We start from the raw sequence: 18,811 nt of genomic DNA, 5'->3' as shown, positions 1-18,811 counted from the left end.
GACAACGTGTCGATCACGGTGAAGCTGATCAACCCGATCGCGATGGAAGAAGGTCTGCGCTTCGCAATTCGCGAAGGCGGCCGCACGGTCGGCGCTGGTGTCGTCGCAAAGATCATCGAGTAACGCCAGATAGTTCTCGACAATCCGTTGTATCGGGGCTGGCGGTCTCGTCAGCCCCAAATGGTTTAGGGGTATAGCTCAACTGGCAGAGCGTCGGTCTCCAAAACCGAAGGTTGGGGGTTCGATTCCCTCTGCCCCTGCCAACTATCGCGTCGTAGTGGCGCTTTGTTAAGGTGTTATGGCGAATCCTTCCGTCGAAACTGTAAATACATCCGGCGACAAGTTGATTTTGATCGCCGGTGTATTGTTGGTCTTGGCCGGGTTCGTGGGGTTCTTCTGGCTAAATGGCCAGGAATGGTACATCCGCGGAGCCGCCTTGGCTGTTGGTGCGATCGCGGGTGTTGCAGTCGGTCTTCTCTCGGCACCAGGCAAGGGTTTCATCGCTTTCGCCAAAGACTCGTATAAAGAAGTCCGCAAGGTTGTCTGGCCCACTCGCAAAGAGGCTACCCAGACAACCCTCGTAGTGTTCGGCTTCGTAGTCGTGATGGCAATTTTTCTTTGGGTTTGTGATAAATCCATTGAATGGGCGATTTTCTCGGCGATTCTGGGTTGGAAATGATATGAGCGATACTCCGGCATCCCCGAGCGGTAAACGTTGGTACGTAGTGCACGCATATTCCGGCATGGAAAAAAGTGTGCAACGAGCGCTTCAGGAGCGTATCGAACGTGCCGGCATGCAGAGCCAATTCGGCCAGATCCTCGTTCCAACGGAAGAAGTTGTCGAAGTGAAGGGCGGTCACAAATCAGTGACGGAACGTCGCTTCTTTCCCGGCTATGTGCTGGTCGAAATGGAGATGACAGACGAAACTTGGCACCTCGTGAAGAATACGGCAAAGGTGACCGGTTTTGTCGGTGGGGCGCGTAATCGTCCTAGCCCGATTTCCCCTAGGGAAGTTGAAAAAATCATGTCGCAAATGCAGGAAGGCGTGGAGAAGCCGCGTCCGAAGACCCTGTTCGAAGTAGGCGAAATGGTGCGGGTGAAGGAGGGGCCGTTCACTGATTTCAACGGCAGCGTTGAAGAAGTGAACTACGAAAAGTCGCGAGTCCGTGTTTCCGTTACGATCTTCGGCCGCGCGACGCCGGTCGAGTTGGAATTCGGGCAGGTCGAAAAGTTGTAATTCAAATTTTGCGGAACGCGCCACCTGGTGCGTTCCGTATTTCGCGCTTACGGTCCGCGTAACGGCCGTTGAGGAGCGTAACTAGCCGGCTTCGGTGGCGAACACGCGCTACTACTCACTGAACGTTCGCAAGCAAGTCGACGTTCCAAAGAGGTTCTCGAAATGGCAAAGAAAATCATCGGCTTTATCAAGCTGCAGATTCCTGCAGGTAAAGCCAACCCGTCGCCGCCGGTCGGTCCGGCACTGGGCCAGCGCGGTCTGAACATCATGGAGTTCTGCAAGGCGTTCAATGCGCAGACTCAAGCAATGGAACCGGGTCTGCCGATTCCTGTCGTGATCACGGCATTTGCGGACAAGAGCTTCACGTTTGTTCTGAAGACGCCACCGGCCACGGTTCTGATTAAGAAGGCAGCGAAGTTGGACAAGGGTTCGAGCAAGCCGCATACCGATAAGGTCGGCAACATCACCCGCGCTCAAGCTGAGGAAATCGCCAAGACCAAAATGCCCGACCTGACGGCTGCTGATCTGGACGCAGCGGTTCGTACGATCGCTGGTAGCGCCCGCTCGATGGGCATCACCGTGGAGGGCGTGTAAATGGCTAAGCTTTCGAAGCGTCTGCAAGCATTTGCAGCCAAGGTTGACCGTCAGAAGTTGTACGCAATCGAAGATGCTCTGTCGCTCGTGAAGGAATGCGCTAGCGCGAAATTCGACGAATCGATCGACGTCGCTGTACAACTCGGCATCGATGCGAAGAAATCGGATCAAGTCGTTCGCGGCTCGGTTGTGCTGCCCGCCGGTACTGGCAAGTCCGTCCGCGTGGCTGTATTCGCACAGGGCGAAAAGGCTGAACAGGCTCGCGCAGCTGGTGCTGACGTCGTCGGTATGGAAGATCTGGCCGAGCAGGTCAAAGCTGGCAACCTGAACTTCGACATCGTGATCGCTTCACCGGACACGATGCGTATCGTCGGTACGCTCGGGCAGATCCTCGGTCCGCGTGGCCTGATGCCCAACCCGAAGGTCGGCACGGTCACGCCGGACGTCGCGACCGCAGTCAAGAATGCGAAAGCTGGTCAGGTGCAATTCCGTGTCGACAAGGCCGGTATTATCCACGCAACTATCGGCCGTGCTTCGTTCGAACCGGCTGCTCTGCGCAACAACCTGAACGCGCTGATCGAAGCGCTGCAAAAGGCGAAGCCGGCAACGAGCAAGGGCGTGTACCTGCGCAAAGTCGCTCTGTCGAGCACGATGGGTGTTGGTGTTCGCGTCGACCAAACGTCGATCACTGCACAGTAAGGAAATTTGCCGCTCCGGTGTGAGCCGGGGTGGTGTGTAAGGGCTTTGGGCGGTTGCGCGCTGGCGGTCTGCATCGCGTAACCGGTTGTCAAAGACCGTTGGCGGGCACGCAGCAGGTAGGCGGATCCTTAATGTAAAGCCAACGCAGATGGCGAACCCGAAAAGGTTTTGTAGTGATGAAGCCGTTGGATGCCCGTAGCGATACGGGCGTCGGCGGTTGAAATACTCCTGACTGGTCGGACGCCGTTATTGAACGCGGTACACAAGGCGCACGCTGCGTGTATCGAATCTGGAGGTTAACCGTGCCACTCAACAAAGAAAGCAAGCAGGCCGTCGTCGCTGAGGTTGCCGCGCAAGTCGCGAAAGCTCAGACCGTGGTTCTGGCTGAGTATCGTGGAATCGCGGTTGGCGATCTGACCAAGCTGCGCGCGAAAGCGCGTGAGCAACAGGTGTACCTTCGCGTGTTGAAGAACACGCTGGCGCGTCGCGCTGTCGAAGGTACCCCGTTTGCTCCGCTGGCAGAGCAGATGACTGGCCCCCTGATCTACGGCATCTCGGAAGATGCAATTGCTGCTGCTAAGGTCGTCAATGACTTCAGCAAGGGCAATGACAAGTTGGTCATCAAGGCTGGTTCCTACGAAGGCAAGGTGATGGACAAGGCGGGTGTGCAAGCACTGGCTAACATCCCGAGCCGCGAAGAACTGCTCTCCAAGCTGTTGTACGTTATGCAGGCACCTGTTTCCGGCTTCGCGCGCGCTCTGGCCGCGCTGGCAGAAAAGAAACAAGGCGAAGAGACCGCTGCGTAATGCACTTCAGTCGAGCGTGATTGATCGCTGGCTGTATCCGAATTCAATTTAGGAGTATTTCAAATGGCAATCGCAAAAGAAGACATCCTCGAAGCCGTTGGCTCGATGTCGGTTCTGGAACTGAACGAGCTGGTTAAGGCATTCGAAGAAAAGTTTGGCGTGTCGGCAGCTGCTGTTGCAGTGGCGGGCCCGGCAGGTGCAGGTGGCGGCGCCGCTGCTGCTGAAGAGCAGACCGAATTCACGGTCATCTTGGCTGAAGCCGGTGCAAACAAGGTTTCGGTCATTAAGGCTGTTCGCGAACTGACGGGTCTTGGCCTGAAGGAAGCGAAGGATCTGGTCGACGGTGCACCGAAGCCCGTTAAGGAAGCGGTGCCCAAGGCCGCAGCTGAAGAAGCCAAGAAGAAGCTGGAAGAAGCCGGCGCGAAGGTTGAAATCAAGTAAGTTTCAACGCGCTGTGCGAAGGCTGGCGGTTTTTCACCGCCGGCCTTTTTGTGCTTTGTGGGGACTGCGTTTTTGCAGGTGTATGCCGGCGAGAGTGTGATCCCAAGAAGCCAAAGAAAATCGCCAGTCATCAACATCGACCGGCGCTTCTCTTTGTCTTCTGAAGCGACTGCAGAAGGCAAGTTTGGTCGGGTAGCGGGCAACACAGGCATCCGCTGCCGTCAGCCAGCGGTTGGTAGCGGCCAACCACCAAGCTTCTAGGCTCGTTCAAGCCATTGGACGGCCATCGGGTCTCAGTCGGTGAACACTCGGGTTGTCTCATCAAGGTATCCTGCCTCGACAACTATGCCCGCCGTGATTCGGAGATCGTATGCAATATTCCTTCACCGAGAAGAAGCGTATTCGCAAGAGTTTTGCGAAGCGCCCCATCGTTCACCAAGTACCTTTCCTGCTGGCTACCCAGCTTGAATCATTCAGCACGTTTCTGCAAGCAGACACGTCGTCTACGCAACGCAAGCCGGAAGGCCTGCAGGCTGCGTTTACCTCGGTTTTCCCGATCGTTTCGCATAACGGCTTCGCGCGCCTGGAGTTCGTCAGCTACATGCTGTCGCCGCCGGCATTTAACATCAAGGAATGCCAGCAGCGCGGTCTGACGTACTGTTCGGCGTTGCGCGCCAAGGTGCGTCTGGTGCTGCTCGACAAGGAATCGCCGAGCAAACCGGTCGTCAAGGAAGTGAAAGAACAGGAAGTGTACATGGGCGAAATTCCGCTCATGACGCCGACCGGTTCGTTCGTCATCAATGGCACCGAACGTGTAATCGTTTCGCAGCTGCACCGTTCGCCGGGCGTGTTTTTTGAACACGACAAAGGCAAGACGCACAGCTCGGGCAAACTGCTGTTCTCGGCACGTATCATTCCTTATCGCGGCTCGTGGCTCGACTTCGAATTTGACCCGAAGGACGTGCTGTACTTCCGCGTCGACCGTCGCCGCAAGATGCCGGTCACAATCCTGCTTAAGGCCATCGGCCTTACGCCGGAACAGATCCTCGCGAACTTCTTCGTGTTCGACAATTTCACGCTGATGCCGGAAGGCGCGCAGATGGAATTCGTGCCGGAGCGCCTGCGTGGCGAAGTCGCGCGCTTCGATATCGCGGACCGGGACGGCAATGTGATCGTCCAGAAGGACAAGCGGATCAACGCCAAGCACATTCGCGACCTCGATAACGCGAAGACCAAGTTCATCTCGGTGCCGGAAGACTATCTGCTGGGCCGCGTCCTCGCCAAGAACGTAATCGACAGCGACACCGGTGAAGTCATCGCGAACGCGAATGACGAAATCACCGAATCCGTGCTAGAGAAGCTGCGCGAAGCGAAGATCAAGGACATCCAGACGCTCTACACGAACGATCTGGACCAAGGTCCGTACATTTCGTCGACGCTGCGCATCGACGAAACGGCCGACAAGATGGCCGCGCGCATTGCGATCTACCGAATGATGCGTCCGGGGGAGCCGCCGACCGAAGAAGCGGTCGAGGCGCTGTTCAACCGTCTGTTCTACAGCGAAGAAGCGTACGACCTGTCGAAGGTGGGTCGTATGAAGTTCAATCGCCGGGTTGGCCGTGACGAAATCGTCGGCCCGATGACGCTGCAGGACGACGACATCCTCGCGACGATCAAGATCCTCGTGGAGCTGCGCAACGGCAAGGGCGAAGTCGACGACATCGACCACCTCGGCAACCGTCGTGTGCGTTGCGTCGGCGAACTCGCAGAGAACCAGTTCCGCGCGGGCCTCGTGCGGGTCGAACGTGCTGTGAAGGAACGCCTCGGCCAGGCTGAAAGCGAAAATTTGATGCCGCACGACCTGATCAACTCAAAGCCGATTTCGTCGGCGATCCGCGAGTTCTTCGGTTCGTCGCAACTGTCGCAGTTCATGGATCAGACCAACCCGCTGTCGGAGATCACGCACAAGCGCCGTGTTTCCGCACTGGGCCCGGGCGGTCTGACGCGCGAACGCGCAGGCTTCGAAGTCCGCGACGTGCACCCGACCCACTACGGCCGCGTGTGCCCGATCGAGACGCCGGAAGGTCCGAACATCGGCCTGATCAATTCGCTCGCTCTGTACGCTCACCTGAACGAATACGGCTTCCTTGAAACGCCGTACCGCAAGGTCACGGACGGCAAGGTGACCGACCAGATCGACTATCTGTCGGCGATCGAAGAAGGCCGTTACGTGATCGCTCAGGCGAACGCGGCGGTGGCTGACGACGGCACGCTGACCGACGAACTCGTTTCGTCGCGTGAAGCGGGCGAAACGCTGATGGTCACGCCAGACCGCATCCAGTACATGGACGTGGCGCCGTCGCAGATCGTGTCGGTCGCAGCTTCGCTGATTCCGTTCCTCGAGCACGATGACGCGAACCGCGCATTGATGGGCTCGAACATGCAGCGTCAGGCTGTGCCGTGTCTGCGTCCGGAAAAGCCGGTCGTCGGTACGGGCATCGAGCGCACCGTGGCGGTCGACTCGGGCACGACGGTTCAGGCACTGCGTGGCGGTGTGGTCGATTACGTCGACGCGGGCCGTATCGTGATTCGCGTGAACGACGATGAAGCGGTCGCGGGTGAAGTCGGTGTCGACATCTACAACCTGATCAAGTACACGCGTTCGAACCAGAACACGAACATCAACCAGCGTCCGATCGTGAAGATGGGCGACAAGGTTGCGCGTGGCGACGTGCTGGCTGACGGCGCATCGACCGATCTGGGCGAGCTCGCGCTCGGCCAGAACATGCTGATCGCGTTCATGCCGTGGAACGGCTACAACTTCGAAGACTCGATTCTGATCTCGGAGAAGGTCGTTGCGGACGACCGCTACACGTCGATCCACATCGAAGAACTGAACGTCGTTGCTCGCGATACGAAGCTCGGACCGGAAGAAATCACGCGCGACATCTCGAACCTCGCGGAAGTGCAGCTTGGCCGTCTCGACGAGTCGGGCATCGTGTACATCGGCGCGGAAGTGGAAGCGGGCGACGTGCTGGTCGGTAAGGTCACGCCGAAGGGCGAAACCCAGCTGACACCGGAAGAAAAGCTGCTGCGCGCGATCTTCGGTGAGAAGGCATCCGACGTAAAAGATACGTCGCTGCGCGTGCCGTCGGGCATGAGCGGCACGGTGATCGACGTGCAAGTGTTCACGCGTGAAGGCATCCAGCGCGACAAGCGCGCGCAACAGATCATCGACGATGAACTGAAGCGCTATCGCCTCGACCTGAACGACCAGTTGCGTATCGTGGAAGGCGATGCGTTCCAGCGTCTCGCGCGTATGCTCGAAGGCAAGGTAGCGAACGGCGGTCCGAAGAAGCTCGCGAAGGGCACGAAGATCGAGCGCGCTTATCTCGAAGACTTGGACCACTATCACTGGTTCGACATTCGCCTCGCGGATGAAGAAGCAGCGGCCCAGCTCGAAGCGATCAAGAACTCGATCGAAGAGAAGCGCCACCAGTTCGACCTCGCATTCGAAGAAAAGCGCAAGAAGCTCACGCAAGGCGACGAACTGCCGCCGGGCGTGCTGAAGATGGTCAAGGTGTATCTGGCGGTGAAGCGCCGTCTGCAGCCCGGCGACAAGATGGCAGGCCGTCACGGCAACAAGGGTGTGGTGTCGAAGATCGTGCCGATCGAAGACATGCCGTACATGGCCGACGGCCGTCCGGCTGACGTCGTTCTGAACCCGCTCGGCGTGCCGTCGCGGATGAACGTCGGTCAGGTCCTCGAGGTGCATCTGGGTTGGGCCGCGAAGGGTCTCGGCTGGCGTATCGGCGAAATGCTGCAGCGTCAGGCGAAGATCACTGAACTGCGCGAATTCCTGACCAAGATCTACAACGAATCGGGCCGCGCCGAAGAGCTGGACAGCTTTAGCGACGACGAAATCCTCGAACTGGCGAAGAACCTGCGCGAAGGCGTGCCGTTCGCAACGCCGGTGTTCGACGGTGCGACGGAAGAGGAAATGTCCCGCGCACTGGATCTGGCATTCCCGGACGACATCGCTGAAAACCTCGGCATGACGCCGTCGAAGAACCAGGTGCGTCTGTTCGACGGCCGCACGGGCGAGATGTTCGAACGTACGGTGACGGTAGGCTACATGCACTACCTGAAGCTGCACCACCTGGTGGACGACAAGATGCACGCGCGTTCCACGGGCCCGTACTCGCTCGTCACGCAGCAACCGTTGGGCGGTAAGGCGCAGTTCGGTGGCCAGCGTTTCGGTGAAATGGAAGTGTGGGCGCTCGAAGCGTACGGCGCATCGTACGTGCTGCAGGAAATGCTGACGGTGAAGTCGGACGACGTGACGGGCCGGACCAAGGTTTACGAGAACCTGGTCAAGGGCGATCACGTGATCGATGCCGGCATGCCTGAGTCGTTCAACGTGTTGGTGAAGGAAATCCGGTCGCTGGGTATCGACATCGACCTGGACCGGAACTAATCGGACTACTGGAGAGAAGCGATGAAAGCTTTGCTCGATCTATTCAAGCAAGTCCAACAACCTGAAGTTTTTGACGCGATCAAGATCGGTCTGGCCTCGCCCGACAAGATCCGTTCGTGGTCGTTCGGTGAAGTCAAGAAGCCGGAAACCATCAACTACCGCACGTTCAAGCCGGAGCGCGATGGTCTGTTCTGCGCGAAGATTTTCGGTCCGATCAAGGACTACGAATGCCTTTGCGGCAAGTACAAGCGCCTGAAGCACCGCGGCGTGATCTGCGAGAAGTGCGGCGTCGAAGTGACCCTCGCGAAGGTGCGTCGCGAGCGGATGGGCCACATCGAGCTGGCCTCTCCAGTCGCGCACATCTGGTTCCTGAAGTCGCTGCCGTCGCGTCTGGGCATGGTGCTCGACATGACGCTGCGCGACATCGAGCGCGTGCTGTACTTCGAAGCATATGTGGTGATTGATCCGGGCATGACGCCGCTCAAAGCGCGCCAGATCATGACCGAAGAGGATTACTACAACAAGGTCGAGGAATACGGCGACGAATTCCGTGCAGAGATGGGCGCGGAAGGTATTCGCGAACTGTTGCGCGCGATCAACATCGACGAGCAGGTCGAACTGCTGCGCACGGAGCTCAAGAACACTGGCTCGGAAGCGAAGATCAAGAAGTACGCGAAGCGCCTGAAGGTGCTCGAGGCGTTCCAACGTTCGGGCATCAAGCCGGACTGGATGGTCCTCGAGGTGCTGCCGGTGCTGCCGCCGGAGCTACGTCCGCTGGTGCCGCTCGACGGCGGCCGTTTCGCGACGTCGGACCTGAACGACCTGTATCGCCGCGTGATCAACCGTAACAACCGGTTGAAGCGTCTGCTCGAGCTGAAGGCACCTGAAATCATCGTCCGCAACGAAAAGCGGATGCTGCAGGAAGCCGTCGACTCGCTGCTCGACAACGGCCGTCGCGGCAAGGCGATGACCGGCGCGAACAAGCGTCCGCTGAAGTCGCTCGCCGACATGATCAAGGGTAAGGGCGGTCGCTTCCGTCAGAACCTGCTCGGTAAGCGTGTCGACTACTCGGGCCGTTCGGTGATCGTGGTCGGCCCGACGCTGAAGCTGCATCAGTGCGGTCTGCCGAAGTTGATGGCGCTCGAACTGTTCAAGCCGTTCATCTTCAACAAGCTCGAAGTGATGGGTGTTGCTACCACCATCAAGGCTGCGAAGAAGGAAGTCGAGAACCAGACGCCGGTCGTGTGGGACATCCTCGAAGAGGTGATCCGCGAACATCCGGTCATGCTGAACCGTGCACCGACGCTGCACCGTCTCGGCATCCAGGCTTTCGAGCCGGTGCTGATCGAAGGTAAGGCAATCCAGCTGCACCCGCTCGTTTGCGCGGCGTTCAACGCCGACTTCGACGGTGACCAGATGGCCGTTCACGTGCCGCTGTCGCTCGAAGCGCAGATGGAAGCACGCACGCTGATGCTGGCGTCGAACAACGTGCTGTTCCCGGCTAACGGCGATCCGTCGATCGTGCCGTCGCAGGATATCGTGCTCGGCCTGTACTACGCGACGCGTGAAGCGGTGAACGGCAAGGGAGAAGGTCTGACGTTCACGGGCGTGTCGGAAGTGCTGCGCGCGTACGAGAACAAGGAAGTCGAACTCGCCTCGCGCGTCAACGTGCGGATCACCGAAATGGTCCACAACGAAGACAAGTCGGAGGGCGCGCCGGCGTTCGTGCCGAAGGTCACGCTGTACGCAACTACGGTTGGCCGCTCGATCCTGTCGGAAATTCTGCCGCCTGGACTGCCGTTCTCGGTGCTGAACAAGCCGCTGAAGAAGAAGGAAATCTCGCGCCTGATCAACACGGCGTTCCGCAAGTGCGGTCTGCGCGAGACGGTGATTTTCGCCGACCAGTTGATGCAGTCGGGCTTCCGTCTGGCAACGCGCGCTGGTATTTCGATCTGCGTCGACGACATGCTCGTGCCGCCGCAGAAAGAAACCATCGTTGGCGATGCCGCGAAGAAGGTGAAGGAATACGACCGTCAGTACATGTCGGGTCTCGTCACCGCGCAGGAACGCTACAACAACGTGGTCGACATCTGGTCGGCAACGTCGGAAGCGGTCGGCAAGGCGATGATGGAGCAGCTGTCGACGGAGCCGGTCACGGACCGCGACGGCAACCAGACGCGTCAGGAGTCGTTCAACTCCATCTACATGATGGCTGACTCGGGCGCTCGCGGCTCCGCGGTTCAGATCCGCCAGCTGGCCGGTATGCGCGGCCTGATGGCGAAGCCGGACGGCTCGATCATCGAGACGCCCATCACGGCGAACTTCCGCGAAGGTCTGAACGTGTTGCAGTACTTCATCTCGACCCACGGCGCACGTAAGGGTCTGGCTGATACGGCACTGAAGACCGCGAACTCGGGTTACCTGACGCGTCGTCTCGTCGACGTGACGCAGGACCTGGTCGTCGTCGAGGAAGATTGCGGCACGTCGAACGGCGTGGCGATGAAGGCGCTCGTGGAAGGCGGTGAAGTGGTCGAAGCGCTGCGTGACCGTATTCTGGGTCGCGTGGCCGTGGCTGACATCGTCAACCCGGAATCGCAGGAAACGCTGTTCGAAGCGGGCACGCTGCTCGACGAAGACGCGGTCGAAGACATCGAGCGCCTCGGCATCGACGAAGTGCGCGTGCGCACGCCGCTCACCTGCGAAACGCGTTACGGTCTGTGCGCGGCCTGTTATGGTCGCGACCTCGGCCGCGGCTCGCTCGTGAACGTCGGCGAAGCGGTCGGCGTGATCGCGGCGCAGTCGATCGGTGAACCTGGCACGCAGCTCACGATGCGTACGTTCCACATCGGTGGTGCCGCATCGCGTGCGGCTGTGGCTTCGTCGGTCGAAGCGAAGTCGAACGGTACGGTGCGTTTCACGTCGACGATGCGTTACGTCACGAACGCGAAGGGCGAGCAGATCGTCATCTCGCGTTCGGGCGAAGCGATGATCACCGACGATCACGGCCGTGAGCGCGAGCGGCACAAGGTGCCGTACGGCGCCACGCTGCTGCAACTCGACGGTGCGCAGATCAAGGCTGGTACGCAACTGGCCACGTGGGACCCGATGACGCGTCCGATCATCACCGAGTACGGTGGTACGGTGAAGTTCGAGAACGTCGAGGAAGGCGTGACCGTCGCGAAGCAGATCGACGACGTGACGGGTCTGTCCACGCTCGTCGTGATCGACGTGAAGCGTCGTGGGTCGCAGGCGTCGAAGACGGTGCGTCCGCAGGTCAAGCTGCTCGATGCGAACGGTGAGGAAGTGAAGATCCCGAACACCGAGCACTCGGTGCAGATCGGCTTCCAGGTCGGCGCGCTGATCACGGTGAAGGACGGTCAGCAGGTGCAGGTCGGTGAAGTGCTCGCACGTATTCCGACCGAATCGCAGAAGACGCGTGACATTACCGGTGGTCTGCCGCGTGTGGCGGAACTGTTCGAAGCTCGGTCGCCGAAGGACGCGGGTATCCTGGCGGAAGTCACGGGTACGACGTCGTTCGGTAAGGACACCAAGGGCAAGCAGCGTCTCGTTATCACGGACCTCGAGGGCAATCAGCACGAGTTCCTGATCGCGAAGGAAAAGCAGGTTCTGGTGCACGATGGTCAGGTCGTCAACAAGGGCGAAATGATCGTCGACGGACCGGCGGATCCGCACGACATCCTGCGTCTGCAGGGCGTCGAGGCGCTGTCGCGTTACATCGTGGACGAAGTGCAGGACGTGTACCGTCTGCAGGGCGTGAAGATCAACGACAAGCACATTGAAGTAATCGTGCGTCAGATGCTGCGCCGCGTGCAGATTTCGGACAACGGTGATACGCGTTTCATCCCGGGCGAACAGGTCGAGCGGTCGGACATGCTCGACGAGAACGACCGTATGATCGCGGAAGACAAGCGTCCGGCAACGTACGAAAACGTATTGCTCGGTATCACGAAGGCGTCGCTGTCGACCGATTCGTTCATCTCCGCGGCGTCGTTCCAGGAAACGACCCGCGTGCTGACCGAAGCGGCGATCATGGGCAAGCGCGACGATCTGCGTGGCCTGAAGGAAAACGTGATCGTCGGCCGTCTGATTCCGGCCGGTACCGGTCTCGCGTTCCACAAGGCGCGCAAGAGCAAGGAACTGGCCGACCGCGAGCGTTTCGATCAGATCGCAGCGGAAGAGTCGTTCGAATTCGGTACGCCGGAAACCCCGGCTGCCGAACAGCAGCACTCTGGCGAGTAAGTGTGGGCGGCGTAAGCCGCCTTACATGACGCGCCACGAAAGCCGCTCAGTTTCGACTGAGCGGCTTTTTTTATGCTTTTTTGCGTATGGGGCGATGCCATGCGTCGGCGCGGCCCTAGGCCCGATGGCCAACGTTGTCGCAAAGCGCAGGCGCGGCGCGAATGCGTTGGTAAAATCCTTGTCACCGCCTGCGTGCCGTTCTCTTCGCCGTCTCTCTCGAATACATGTCCCGTCCGCTCCAAATCCTCAACGAAGTCTTCGGTTATCCCGCGTTCAGAGGACAGCAAGGCGAAATTGTCGAGCACGTCGCCGACGGCGGCGATTGTCTCGTGCTGATGCCGACGGGCGGCGGCAAATCGCTGTGCTATCAGATTCCGTCGCTGGTGCGGCGCGAACGCGGCTTCGGCGCTGGCATTGTGGTTTCACCGCTGATCGCGCTCATGCAGGACCAGGTGGCGGCGCTGACCGAAGTCGGCGTGCGCGCCGCGTATCTGAACTCGACACTCTCGAGCGCGGAGGCGATTTCCACCGAGCGCGCGCTGCGCGACGGCGACATCGATATGTTGTACGTCGCGCCGGAACGGCTGATGACACCGCGCTTTCAGGAGCTGCTCGAGCGCACTCGCATCGGCCTTTTCGCGATCGACGAAGCGCACTGCGTGTCGCAATGGGGACACGATTTCCGGCCCGAATACATCCAGCTGTCGGTGCTGCACGAGCGCTTTCCGAATGTGCCGCGCATCGCATTGACGGCCACTGCCGATGCGATCACGCGGGACGAAATCATTCACCGTCTCGCACTCGAAGATGCGCGCGTGTTCGTGTCCAGTTTCGATCGGCCGAACATCCGCTACCGCATTGCCGAAAAAGACAATGCGCGCACGCAACTGCTCGACTTTATCCGCGCCGAGCATACGAAGCCGGACGGCACGACCGACGCGGGCGTCGTTTATTGCCTGTCGCGCCGGAAGGTCGAGGAAACCGCGGAGTGGTTGAAGGAAAAGGGCATGCGCGCGCTGCCGTATCACGCAGGCATGGAGTTCGAAGTGCGCCAGAAGCATCAGGAGATGTTCCAGCGCGAGGAAGGTATCGTCATGTGCGCGACGATTGCGTTTGGCATGGGCATCGACAAACCCGACGTGCGGTTTGTCGCGCATCTGGATCTGCCAAAGAGCGTCGAAGGCTACTATCAGGAGACCGGTCGCGCGGGTCGCGACGGACTGCCGTCGAACGCGTGGATGGCCTACGGGCTCGGCGACGTCGTGCAGCAGCGCAAGATGATCGACGAATCGGAGGCCGACGAAGCGCATAAGCGAGTCCAGACCGCCAAGCTCGACGCTCTGCTTGGCCTGTGCGAAACAGCGACCTGCCGGCGCGTGCGCCTGCTCGCGTACTTTGGTGAAACGAGTCAGCCGTGCGGAAACTGCGATAACTGCCTCGAGCCGCCGCCGACTTGGGATGCGACGCGCGAGGCCCAGATGGCGCTGTCGTGCGTGTTTCGCGCACAACGCGCAAGCGGCTTTCATTTCGGCGCCGGACATCTGATCGATATTTTGCGCGGCAGCCGCAGCGAGAAAATCCTGCAGCGCGGCCACGAGAAGCTCACCACGTTCGGCATCGGCGAGGCGCTCGGCGAGCCGGAATGGCGCGCCGTGTTCCGCCAGCTCGTCGCGTTTGGCTATCTGACGGTCGACCACGAAGGTTTCGGTTCGCTCGTGCTGACCGAAGCGAGCAAGCCCGTGCTCAAGGGTGAGCAGAAGGTGACGATGCGCCGCTACGTTAAGCCAACACGTACGCGCCAATCGTCCGGACGCACGAGTGAGCGCGCTGATCCGACGGTCGGCATGGGCCCGCGCGAGCGCGCGTGCTGGGAGCGTCTGCGGATGTGGCGCACGGAAACCGCCAGGAGCGACGGCGCGCCGGCTTACGTGATTTTCCATGACGCGACGCTTGCGGAAATTGCCCGTCTCGGCCCCGCTTCGATCGACGATCTGCGCGGCATTCCTGGCATGGGAGCTCGAAAACTCGACCGTTTCGGCTATGAATTGCTGCACGTCGTAGCGGCAGACTGAGCCCATCCCGCTACTTCGCCAGATTGACAAGGGTGCGAAACAACGCAACCTATTGACTCCCTTAGTATTTTCGGAATATTATGCTAGGTTCCGGTTCTTGGAATGCCTGCGCGCGACTTCAATTCGTGCGTGAGCAGGCCAGCCGGGAGTTCGATGCGCAGGCGTTTCCGCTTTGCCCGGAAACAGATGCGTCGATTTTGTTCATTTTCAGGAATAAACAATGCCAACCATCAATCAACTGGTTCGCAAAGGCCGCACGTCGGAAACGACGAAGAGCAAGAGCCCGGCTTTGCAGGACTGTCCCCAGCGTCGCGGCGTGTGCACCCGTGTGTACACCACGACGCCGAAAAAGCCGAACTCGGCACTCCGTAAGGTCGCCAAGGTTCGTTTGACGAATGGCTTCGAAGTCATTTCGTACATCGGTGGTGAAGGCCACAACCTGCAGGAACACTCGGTCGTGCTGATTCGCGGCGGCCGTGTGAAGGACTTGCCGGGCGTGCGTTACCACATGGTTCGCGGCTCACTGGACACCCAGGGCGTCAAGGACCGTAAGCAGGCTCGCTCGAAGTACGGCGCGAAGCGTGCCAAGGCTGGCAAGTAATTCGCCGGTCAGTCGTAGTTCAGGTCGCCTGCAAAGGCGGTAATGGCGATGGTGCCGGACTCGCCGGTGCTATCGAGTAAGTGGTCACCCGACCAGGCTGGTTGGTCTTACGGATGAATCGGGTTAGTTGGTGGCCGCGGGGCTGCAAGCAGCTCCAACTGAAAAGGTAAAGGAAGAAACATGCCGCGTCGTCGCGAAGTCCCCAAGCGGGAAGTGTTGCCGGATCCGAAGTTCGGCAACGTTGATGTAGCAAAATTCATGAACGTGCTGATGCTCTCCGGCAAGAAGTCGGTTGCCGAGCGTATCGTGTACGGCGCTTTCGAACAGATCCAGACCAAGGGTGGCAAGGACCCGCTGGAAGTGTTCACGGTGGCGCTCAACAACGTCAAGCCGGTGGTCGAAGTGAAGAGCCGCCGCGTTGGTGGTGCGAACTATCAGGTTCCGGTCGAAGTGCGCCCGTCGCGTCGTATGGCATTGGCGATGCGTTGGCTGCGTGAAGCCGCGAAGAAGCGCAGCGAGAAGTCGATGGCCCTGCGTCTGGCAGGTGAGCTCTCCGAAGCGGCTGAAGGCCGTGGCGGCGCGATGAAGAAGCGCGACGAAGTTCACCGGATGGCAGAAGCCAACAAGGCGTTCTCGCACTTCCGTTTCTAAGCTACCGGATCCCGGGTTTAGCGGAAAGCGGAAAGAAATTCCGGGCGGGTGCGCTTCAAAGGCGCCTCGCCCGTTTGTGTTACAGCGCGATGGGTATCTCTCGCATCGCGTCATCCCAATAGAGGATCAAAGTGGCTCGCAAGACTCCTATCGAGCGCTACCGTAACATCGGTATTAGCGCTCACATCGACGCCGGCAAAACGACGACGACCGAGCGCATTCTGTTCTACACGGGCGTGAACCACAAGATTGGTGAAGTTCACGACGGCGCTGCCACCATGGACTGGATGGAGCAGGAACAGGAACGCGGCATCACGATTACTTCCGCTGCTACGACGGCATTCTGGAAGGGTATGGCTGGCGACCGCGCCGAGCACCGCATCAACATCATTGACACCCCGGGTCACGTCGACTTCACGATCGAAGTCGAACGCTCGATGCGCGTGCTCGACGGCGCGTGCATGGTGTACTGCGCTGTGGGCGGTGTGCAGCCCCAGTCGGAAACCGTGTGGCGTCAGGCTAACAAGTACAAGGTTCCCCGTCTGGCGTTCATCAACAAGATGGACCGTACTGGCGCGAACTTCTTCAAAGTCTACGACCAACTCAAGCTGCGTCTGAAGGCGAACCCGGTTCCGGTCGTGGTGCCTATCGGCGCTGAAGAGAACTTCACGGGCGTCGTCGATCTGATGAAGATGAAGGCGATCATTTGGGACGACGCGTCCCAAGGCACCAAATTTTCGTACGAAGACATCCCGGCAGAGCTCGTCGACACGTGCAACGAATGGCGTGAAAAGATGGTCGAAGCCGCGGCTGAGGCGAGCGAAGACATGATGAACAAGTACCTCGAGTCGGGTGAGTTGACCGAAGAGGAAATCATCAAGGGTCTGCGCGATCGTACGATCGCTTGCGAAATCCAGCCGATGCTGTGCGGCACCGCATTCAAGAACAAGGGCGTTCAGCGCATGCTTGACGCCGTGCTCGACTTCCTGCCGTCGCCGATCGACATCCCGCCGGTTACTGGCGAACTGGAAAATGGTGAAAAGGCGGAGCGCCGCGCTGCCGACGACGAAAAGTTCTCGGCGCTGGCATTCAAGATCATGACCGACCCGTTCGTCGGTCAGTTGATCTTCTTCCGCGTGTACTCGGGCGTCGTCAATTCGGGCGATACGGTGCTGAACGCGACCAAGGACAAGAAGGAACGTCTGGGCCGTATTCTGCAAATGCATGCGAACCAGCGCGAAGAAATCAAGGAAGTGCGCGCAGGCGACATCGCTGCTGCGGTCGGTCTGAAGGAAGCGACCACCGGCGACACGCTGTGCGATCCCCAGAACCCCATCGTGCTCGAACGCATGATTTTCCCGGAGCCGGTGATTTCGCAGGCTGTCGAGCCGAAAACCAAGGCTGACCAGGAAAAGATGGGTCTGGCGCTGAATCGTCTGGCTCAGGAAGATCCGTCGTTCCGCGTTCAGACGGACGAAGAATCGGGTCAAACCATCATTTCGGGCATGGGCGAACTGCACCTCGAAATCCTGGTAGACCGGATGAAGCGTGAATTCGGGGTGGAAGCGACCGTTGGCAAGCCGCAGGTGGCTTACCGCGAAACGATCCGCAGCACGGCGGCCGATGTTGACGGCAAGTTCGTCAAGCAGTCGGGCGGCCGTGGTCAGTACGGTCACGCGGTCATCACGCTTGAGCCGAACGAGCAGGGCAAGGGTTACGAGTTCCTCGACGAGATCAAGGGCGGCGTGATTCCGCGTGAATACATCCCGGCAGTCGACAAGGGCATTCAGGAGACGCTGAAGGCTGGCGTGCTGGCGGGCTTCCCGGTCGTTGACGTGAAGGTTCACCTGACGTTTGGTTCGTACCATGACGTCGACTCGAACGAAAACGCGTTCCGTATGGCCGGCTCGATGGCGTTCAAGGAAGCAATGCGCAAGGCAAGCCCGGTCATCCTCGAACCGATGATGGCTGTGGAAGTCGAAACGCCGGAAGACTACATGGGCAACGTGATGGGCGACCTGTCGGGCCGTCGCGGTATCGTCCAGGGCATGGAAGACATGGTTGGCGGCGGCAAGATCGTTCGCGCCGAAGTGCCGCTGTCGGAAATGTTCGGCTACTCGACGTCGCTGCGTTCGCTGACGCAGGGTCGTGCAACGTACACGATGGAGTTCAAGCACTACGCTGAAGCTCCGCGTAACGTGTCGGAAGCTATCATCAACGCGAAGTCCAAGTAATCGCGCGGCAAAGTCATTTAACGATTAACTTTCTGAAAGAAGAGAAACATGGCTAAAGGCAAATTCGAACGGACCAAGCCGCACGTAAACGTGGGCACGATCGGTCACGTTGACCACGGCAAGACCACGCTGACGGCAGCGATCACGACGGTTCTGACGCAGAAGTTCGGCGGCGAAGCGAAGGCGTATGACCAGATCGACGCTGCGCCGGAAGAGAAGGCGCGCGGTATTACGATCAACACCGCGCACGTCGAGTACGAAACGGCGAACCGCCACTACGCGCACGTCGACTGCCCGGGCCACGCTGACTACGTGAAGAACATGATCACGGGCGCGGCGCAGATGGACGGCGCAATCCTGGTGTGCTCGGCCGCTGACGGCCCGATGCCGCAAACGCGTGAGCACATCCTGCTGGCGCGCCAGGTTGGCGTTCCGTACATCATCGTGTTCCTGAACAAGTGCGACATGGTGGACGACGCCGAGCTGCTGGAGCTCGTCGAGATGGAAGTTCGCGAACTTCTGTCGAAGTACGACTTCCCGGGCGACGACACGCCGATCATCAAGGGTTCGGCCAAGCTGGCGCTGGAAGGTGACAAGGGCGAGCTGGGCGAAGTGGCGATCATGAACCTGGCCGACGCGCTGGACACGTACATCCCGACGCCGGAGCGCGCGGTGGACGGTACGTTCCTGATGCCGGTGGAAGACGTGTTCTCGATCTCGGGTCGCGGCACGGTGGTG

At 59.7% G+C, this 18,811-nt stretch carries 14 protein-coding genes and 1 tRNA gene; all 15 read left to right on the top strand.

From position 1 onward, the window contains the following. The coding region (locus tag LJ655_RS29790; protein ID WP_456243385.1) for an EF-Tu C-terminal domain-related protein at positions 1-123 on the top strand (123 nt) is incomplete at its 5' end. Positions 124-187: 64 nt separating this feature from the next. Further along, positions 188-263, top strand: a tRNA-Trp gene (locus LJ655_RS29785). Between the two features lie 35 nt (positions 264-298). Beyond that, positions 299-679, top strand: a complete 381-nt coding sequence (secE, locus tag LJ655_RS29780; RefSeq protein WP_230564740.1) for a preprotein translocase subunit SecE — start codon at positions 299-301, stop codon at positions 677-679. 1 nt (position 680) lies between these two features. Further along, positions 681-1,238, top strand: coding sequence for a transcription termination/antitermination protein NusG (gene nusG / locus LJ655_RS29775; protein WP_230564739.1), 558 nt, complete (start codon positions 681-683; stop codon positions 1,236-1,238). A gap of 162 nt (positions 1,239-1,400) precedes the next feature. Continuing rightward, entirely contained in the window at positions 1,401-1,832 is a 432-nt protein-coding gene (gene rplK, locus LJ655_RS29770) for a 50S ribosomal protein L11 (protein WP_230564738.1), read from the top strand. Further along, positions 1,833-2,531: a 50S ribosomal protein L1 gene (rplA, locus tag LJ655_RS29765; protein ID WP_230564737.1), complete on the top strand. Its 699-nt coding sequence runs from the start codon at positions 1,833-1,835 to the stop codon at positions 2,529-2,531. Between the two features lie 302 nt (positions 2,532-2,833). After that, positions 2,834-3,337, top strand: coding sequence for a 50S ribosomal protein L10 (rplJ, locus tag LJ655_RS29760; RefSeq protein ID WP_042329779.1), 504 nt, complete (start codon positions 2,834-2,836; stop codon positions 3,335-3,337). A 63-nt stretch (positions 3,338-3,400) separates the two neighbouring features. Further along, complete coding sequence (rplL, locus tag LJ655_RS29755; protein ID WP_230564736.1) at positions 3,401-3,778, top strand: 50S ribosomal protein L7/L12; 378 nt, start codon at positions 3,401-3,403, stop codon at positions 3,776-3,778. A 370-nt stretch (positions 3,779-4,148) separates the two neighbouring features. After that, on the top strand, positions 4,149-8,255 hold the full coding sequence (rpoB, locus tag LJ655_RS29750) for a DNA-directed RNA polymerase subunit beta (protein WP_230564735.1): 4,107 nt from the start codon (positions 4,149-4,151) through the stop codon (positions 8,253-8,255). Positions 8,256-8,276: 21 nt separating this feature from the next. Beyond that, positions 8,277-12,515 (top strand): DNA-directed RNA polymerase subunit beta', encoded by a 4,239-nt coding sequence (rpoC, locus tag LJ655_RS29745; protein ID WP_230564734.1) that lies wholly within the window; start codon positions 8,277-8,279, stop codon positions 12,513-12,515. A 224-nt stretch (positions 12,516-12,739) separates the two neighbouring features. Then, on the top strand, positions 12,740-14,587 hold the full coding sequence (gene recQ / locus LJ655_RS29740) for a DNA helicase RecQ (RefSeq protein WP_230564733.1): 1,848 nt from the start codon (positions 12,740-12,742) through the stop codon (positions 14,585-14,587). Between the two features lie 220 nt (positions 14,588-14,807). Further along, positions 14,808-15,188 (top strand): 30S ribosomal protein S12, encoded by a 381-nt coding sequence (rpsL, locus tag LJ655_RS29735; RefSeq protein WP_006053290.1) that lies wholly within the window; start codon positions 14,808-14,810, stop codon positions 15,186-15,188. Positions 15,189-15,368: 180 nt separating this feature from the next. Then, positions 15,369-15,839: a 30S ribosomal protein S7 gene (gene rpsG / locus LJ655_RS29730; protein ID WP_006053291.1), complete on the top strand. Its 471-nt coding sequence runs from the start codon at positions 15,369-15,371 to the stop codon at positions 15,837-15,839. A gap of 131 nt (positions 15,840-15,970) precedes the next feature. Then, positions 15,971-18,073: an elongation factor G gene (gene fusA / locus LJ655_RS29725; RefSeq protein ID WP_230564732.1), complete on the top strand. Its 2,103-nt coding sequence runs from the start codon at positions 15,971-15,973 to the stop codon at positions 18,071-18,073. 48 nt (positions 18,074-18,121) lie between these two features. Then, the coding region (locus LJ655_RS29720; RefSeq protein ID WP_230564731.1) for a GTP-binding protein at positions 18,122-18,811 on the top strand (690 nt) is incomplete at its 3' end.

The sequence above is a fragment of the Paraburkholderia translucens genome, assembly GCF_020881035.1.
GTDB classification, from domain to species: domain Bacteria; phylum Pseudomonadota; class Gammaproteobacteria; order Burkholderiales; family Burkholderiaceae; genus Paraburkholderia; species Paraburkholderia translucens.
This window is presented reverse-complemented; position numbering and strand designations above follow the sequence as displayed.

Bases quoted from the DNA above. Each gene is read 5' to 3' on its own strand.
- secE (WP_230564740.1), top strand. From the start codon at position 299: ATGGCGAATCCTTCCGTCGAAACTGTAAATACATCCGGCGACAAGTTG.
- nusG (WP_230564739.1), top strand. From the start codon at position 681: ATGAGCGATACTCCGGCATCCCCGAGCGGTAAACGTTGGTACGTAGTG.
- rplK (WP_230564738.1), top strand. From the start codon at position 1,401: ATGGCAAAGAAAATCATCGGCTTTATCAAGCTGCAGATTCCTGCAGGT.
- rplA (WP_230564737.1), top strand. From the start codon at position 1,833: ATGGCTAAGCTTTCGAAGCGTCTGCAAGCATTTGCAGCCAAGGTTGAC.
- rplL (WP_230564736.1), top strand. From the start codon at position 3,401: ATGGCAATCGCAAAAGAAGACATCCTCGAAGCCGTTGGCTCGATGTCG.
- rpoB (WP_230564735.1), top strand. From the start codon at position 4,149: ATGCAATATTCCTTCACCGAGAAGAAGCGTATTCGCAAGAGTTTTGCG.
- rpoC (WP_230564734.1), top strand. From the start codon at position 8,277: ATGAAAGCTTTGCTCGATCTATTCAAGCAAGTCCAACAACCTGAAGTT.
- recQ (WP_230564733.1), top strand. From the start codon at position 12,740: ATGTCCCGTCCGCTCCAAATCCTCAACGAAGTCTTCGGTTATCCCGCG.
- rpsL (WP_006053290.1), top strand. From the start codon at position 14,808: ATGCCAACCATCAATCAACTGGTTCGCAAAGGCCGCACGTCGGAAACG.
- rpsG (WP_006053291.1), top strand. From the start codon at position 15,369: ATGCCGCGTCGTCGCGAAGTCCCCAAGCGGGAAGTGTTGCCGGATCCG.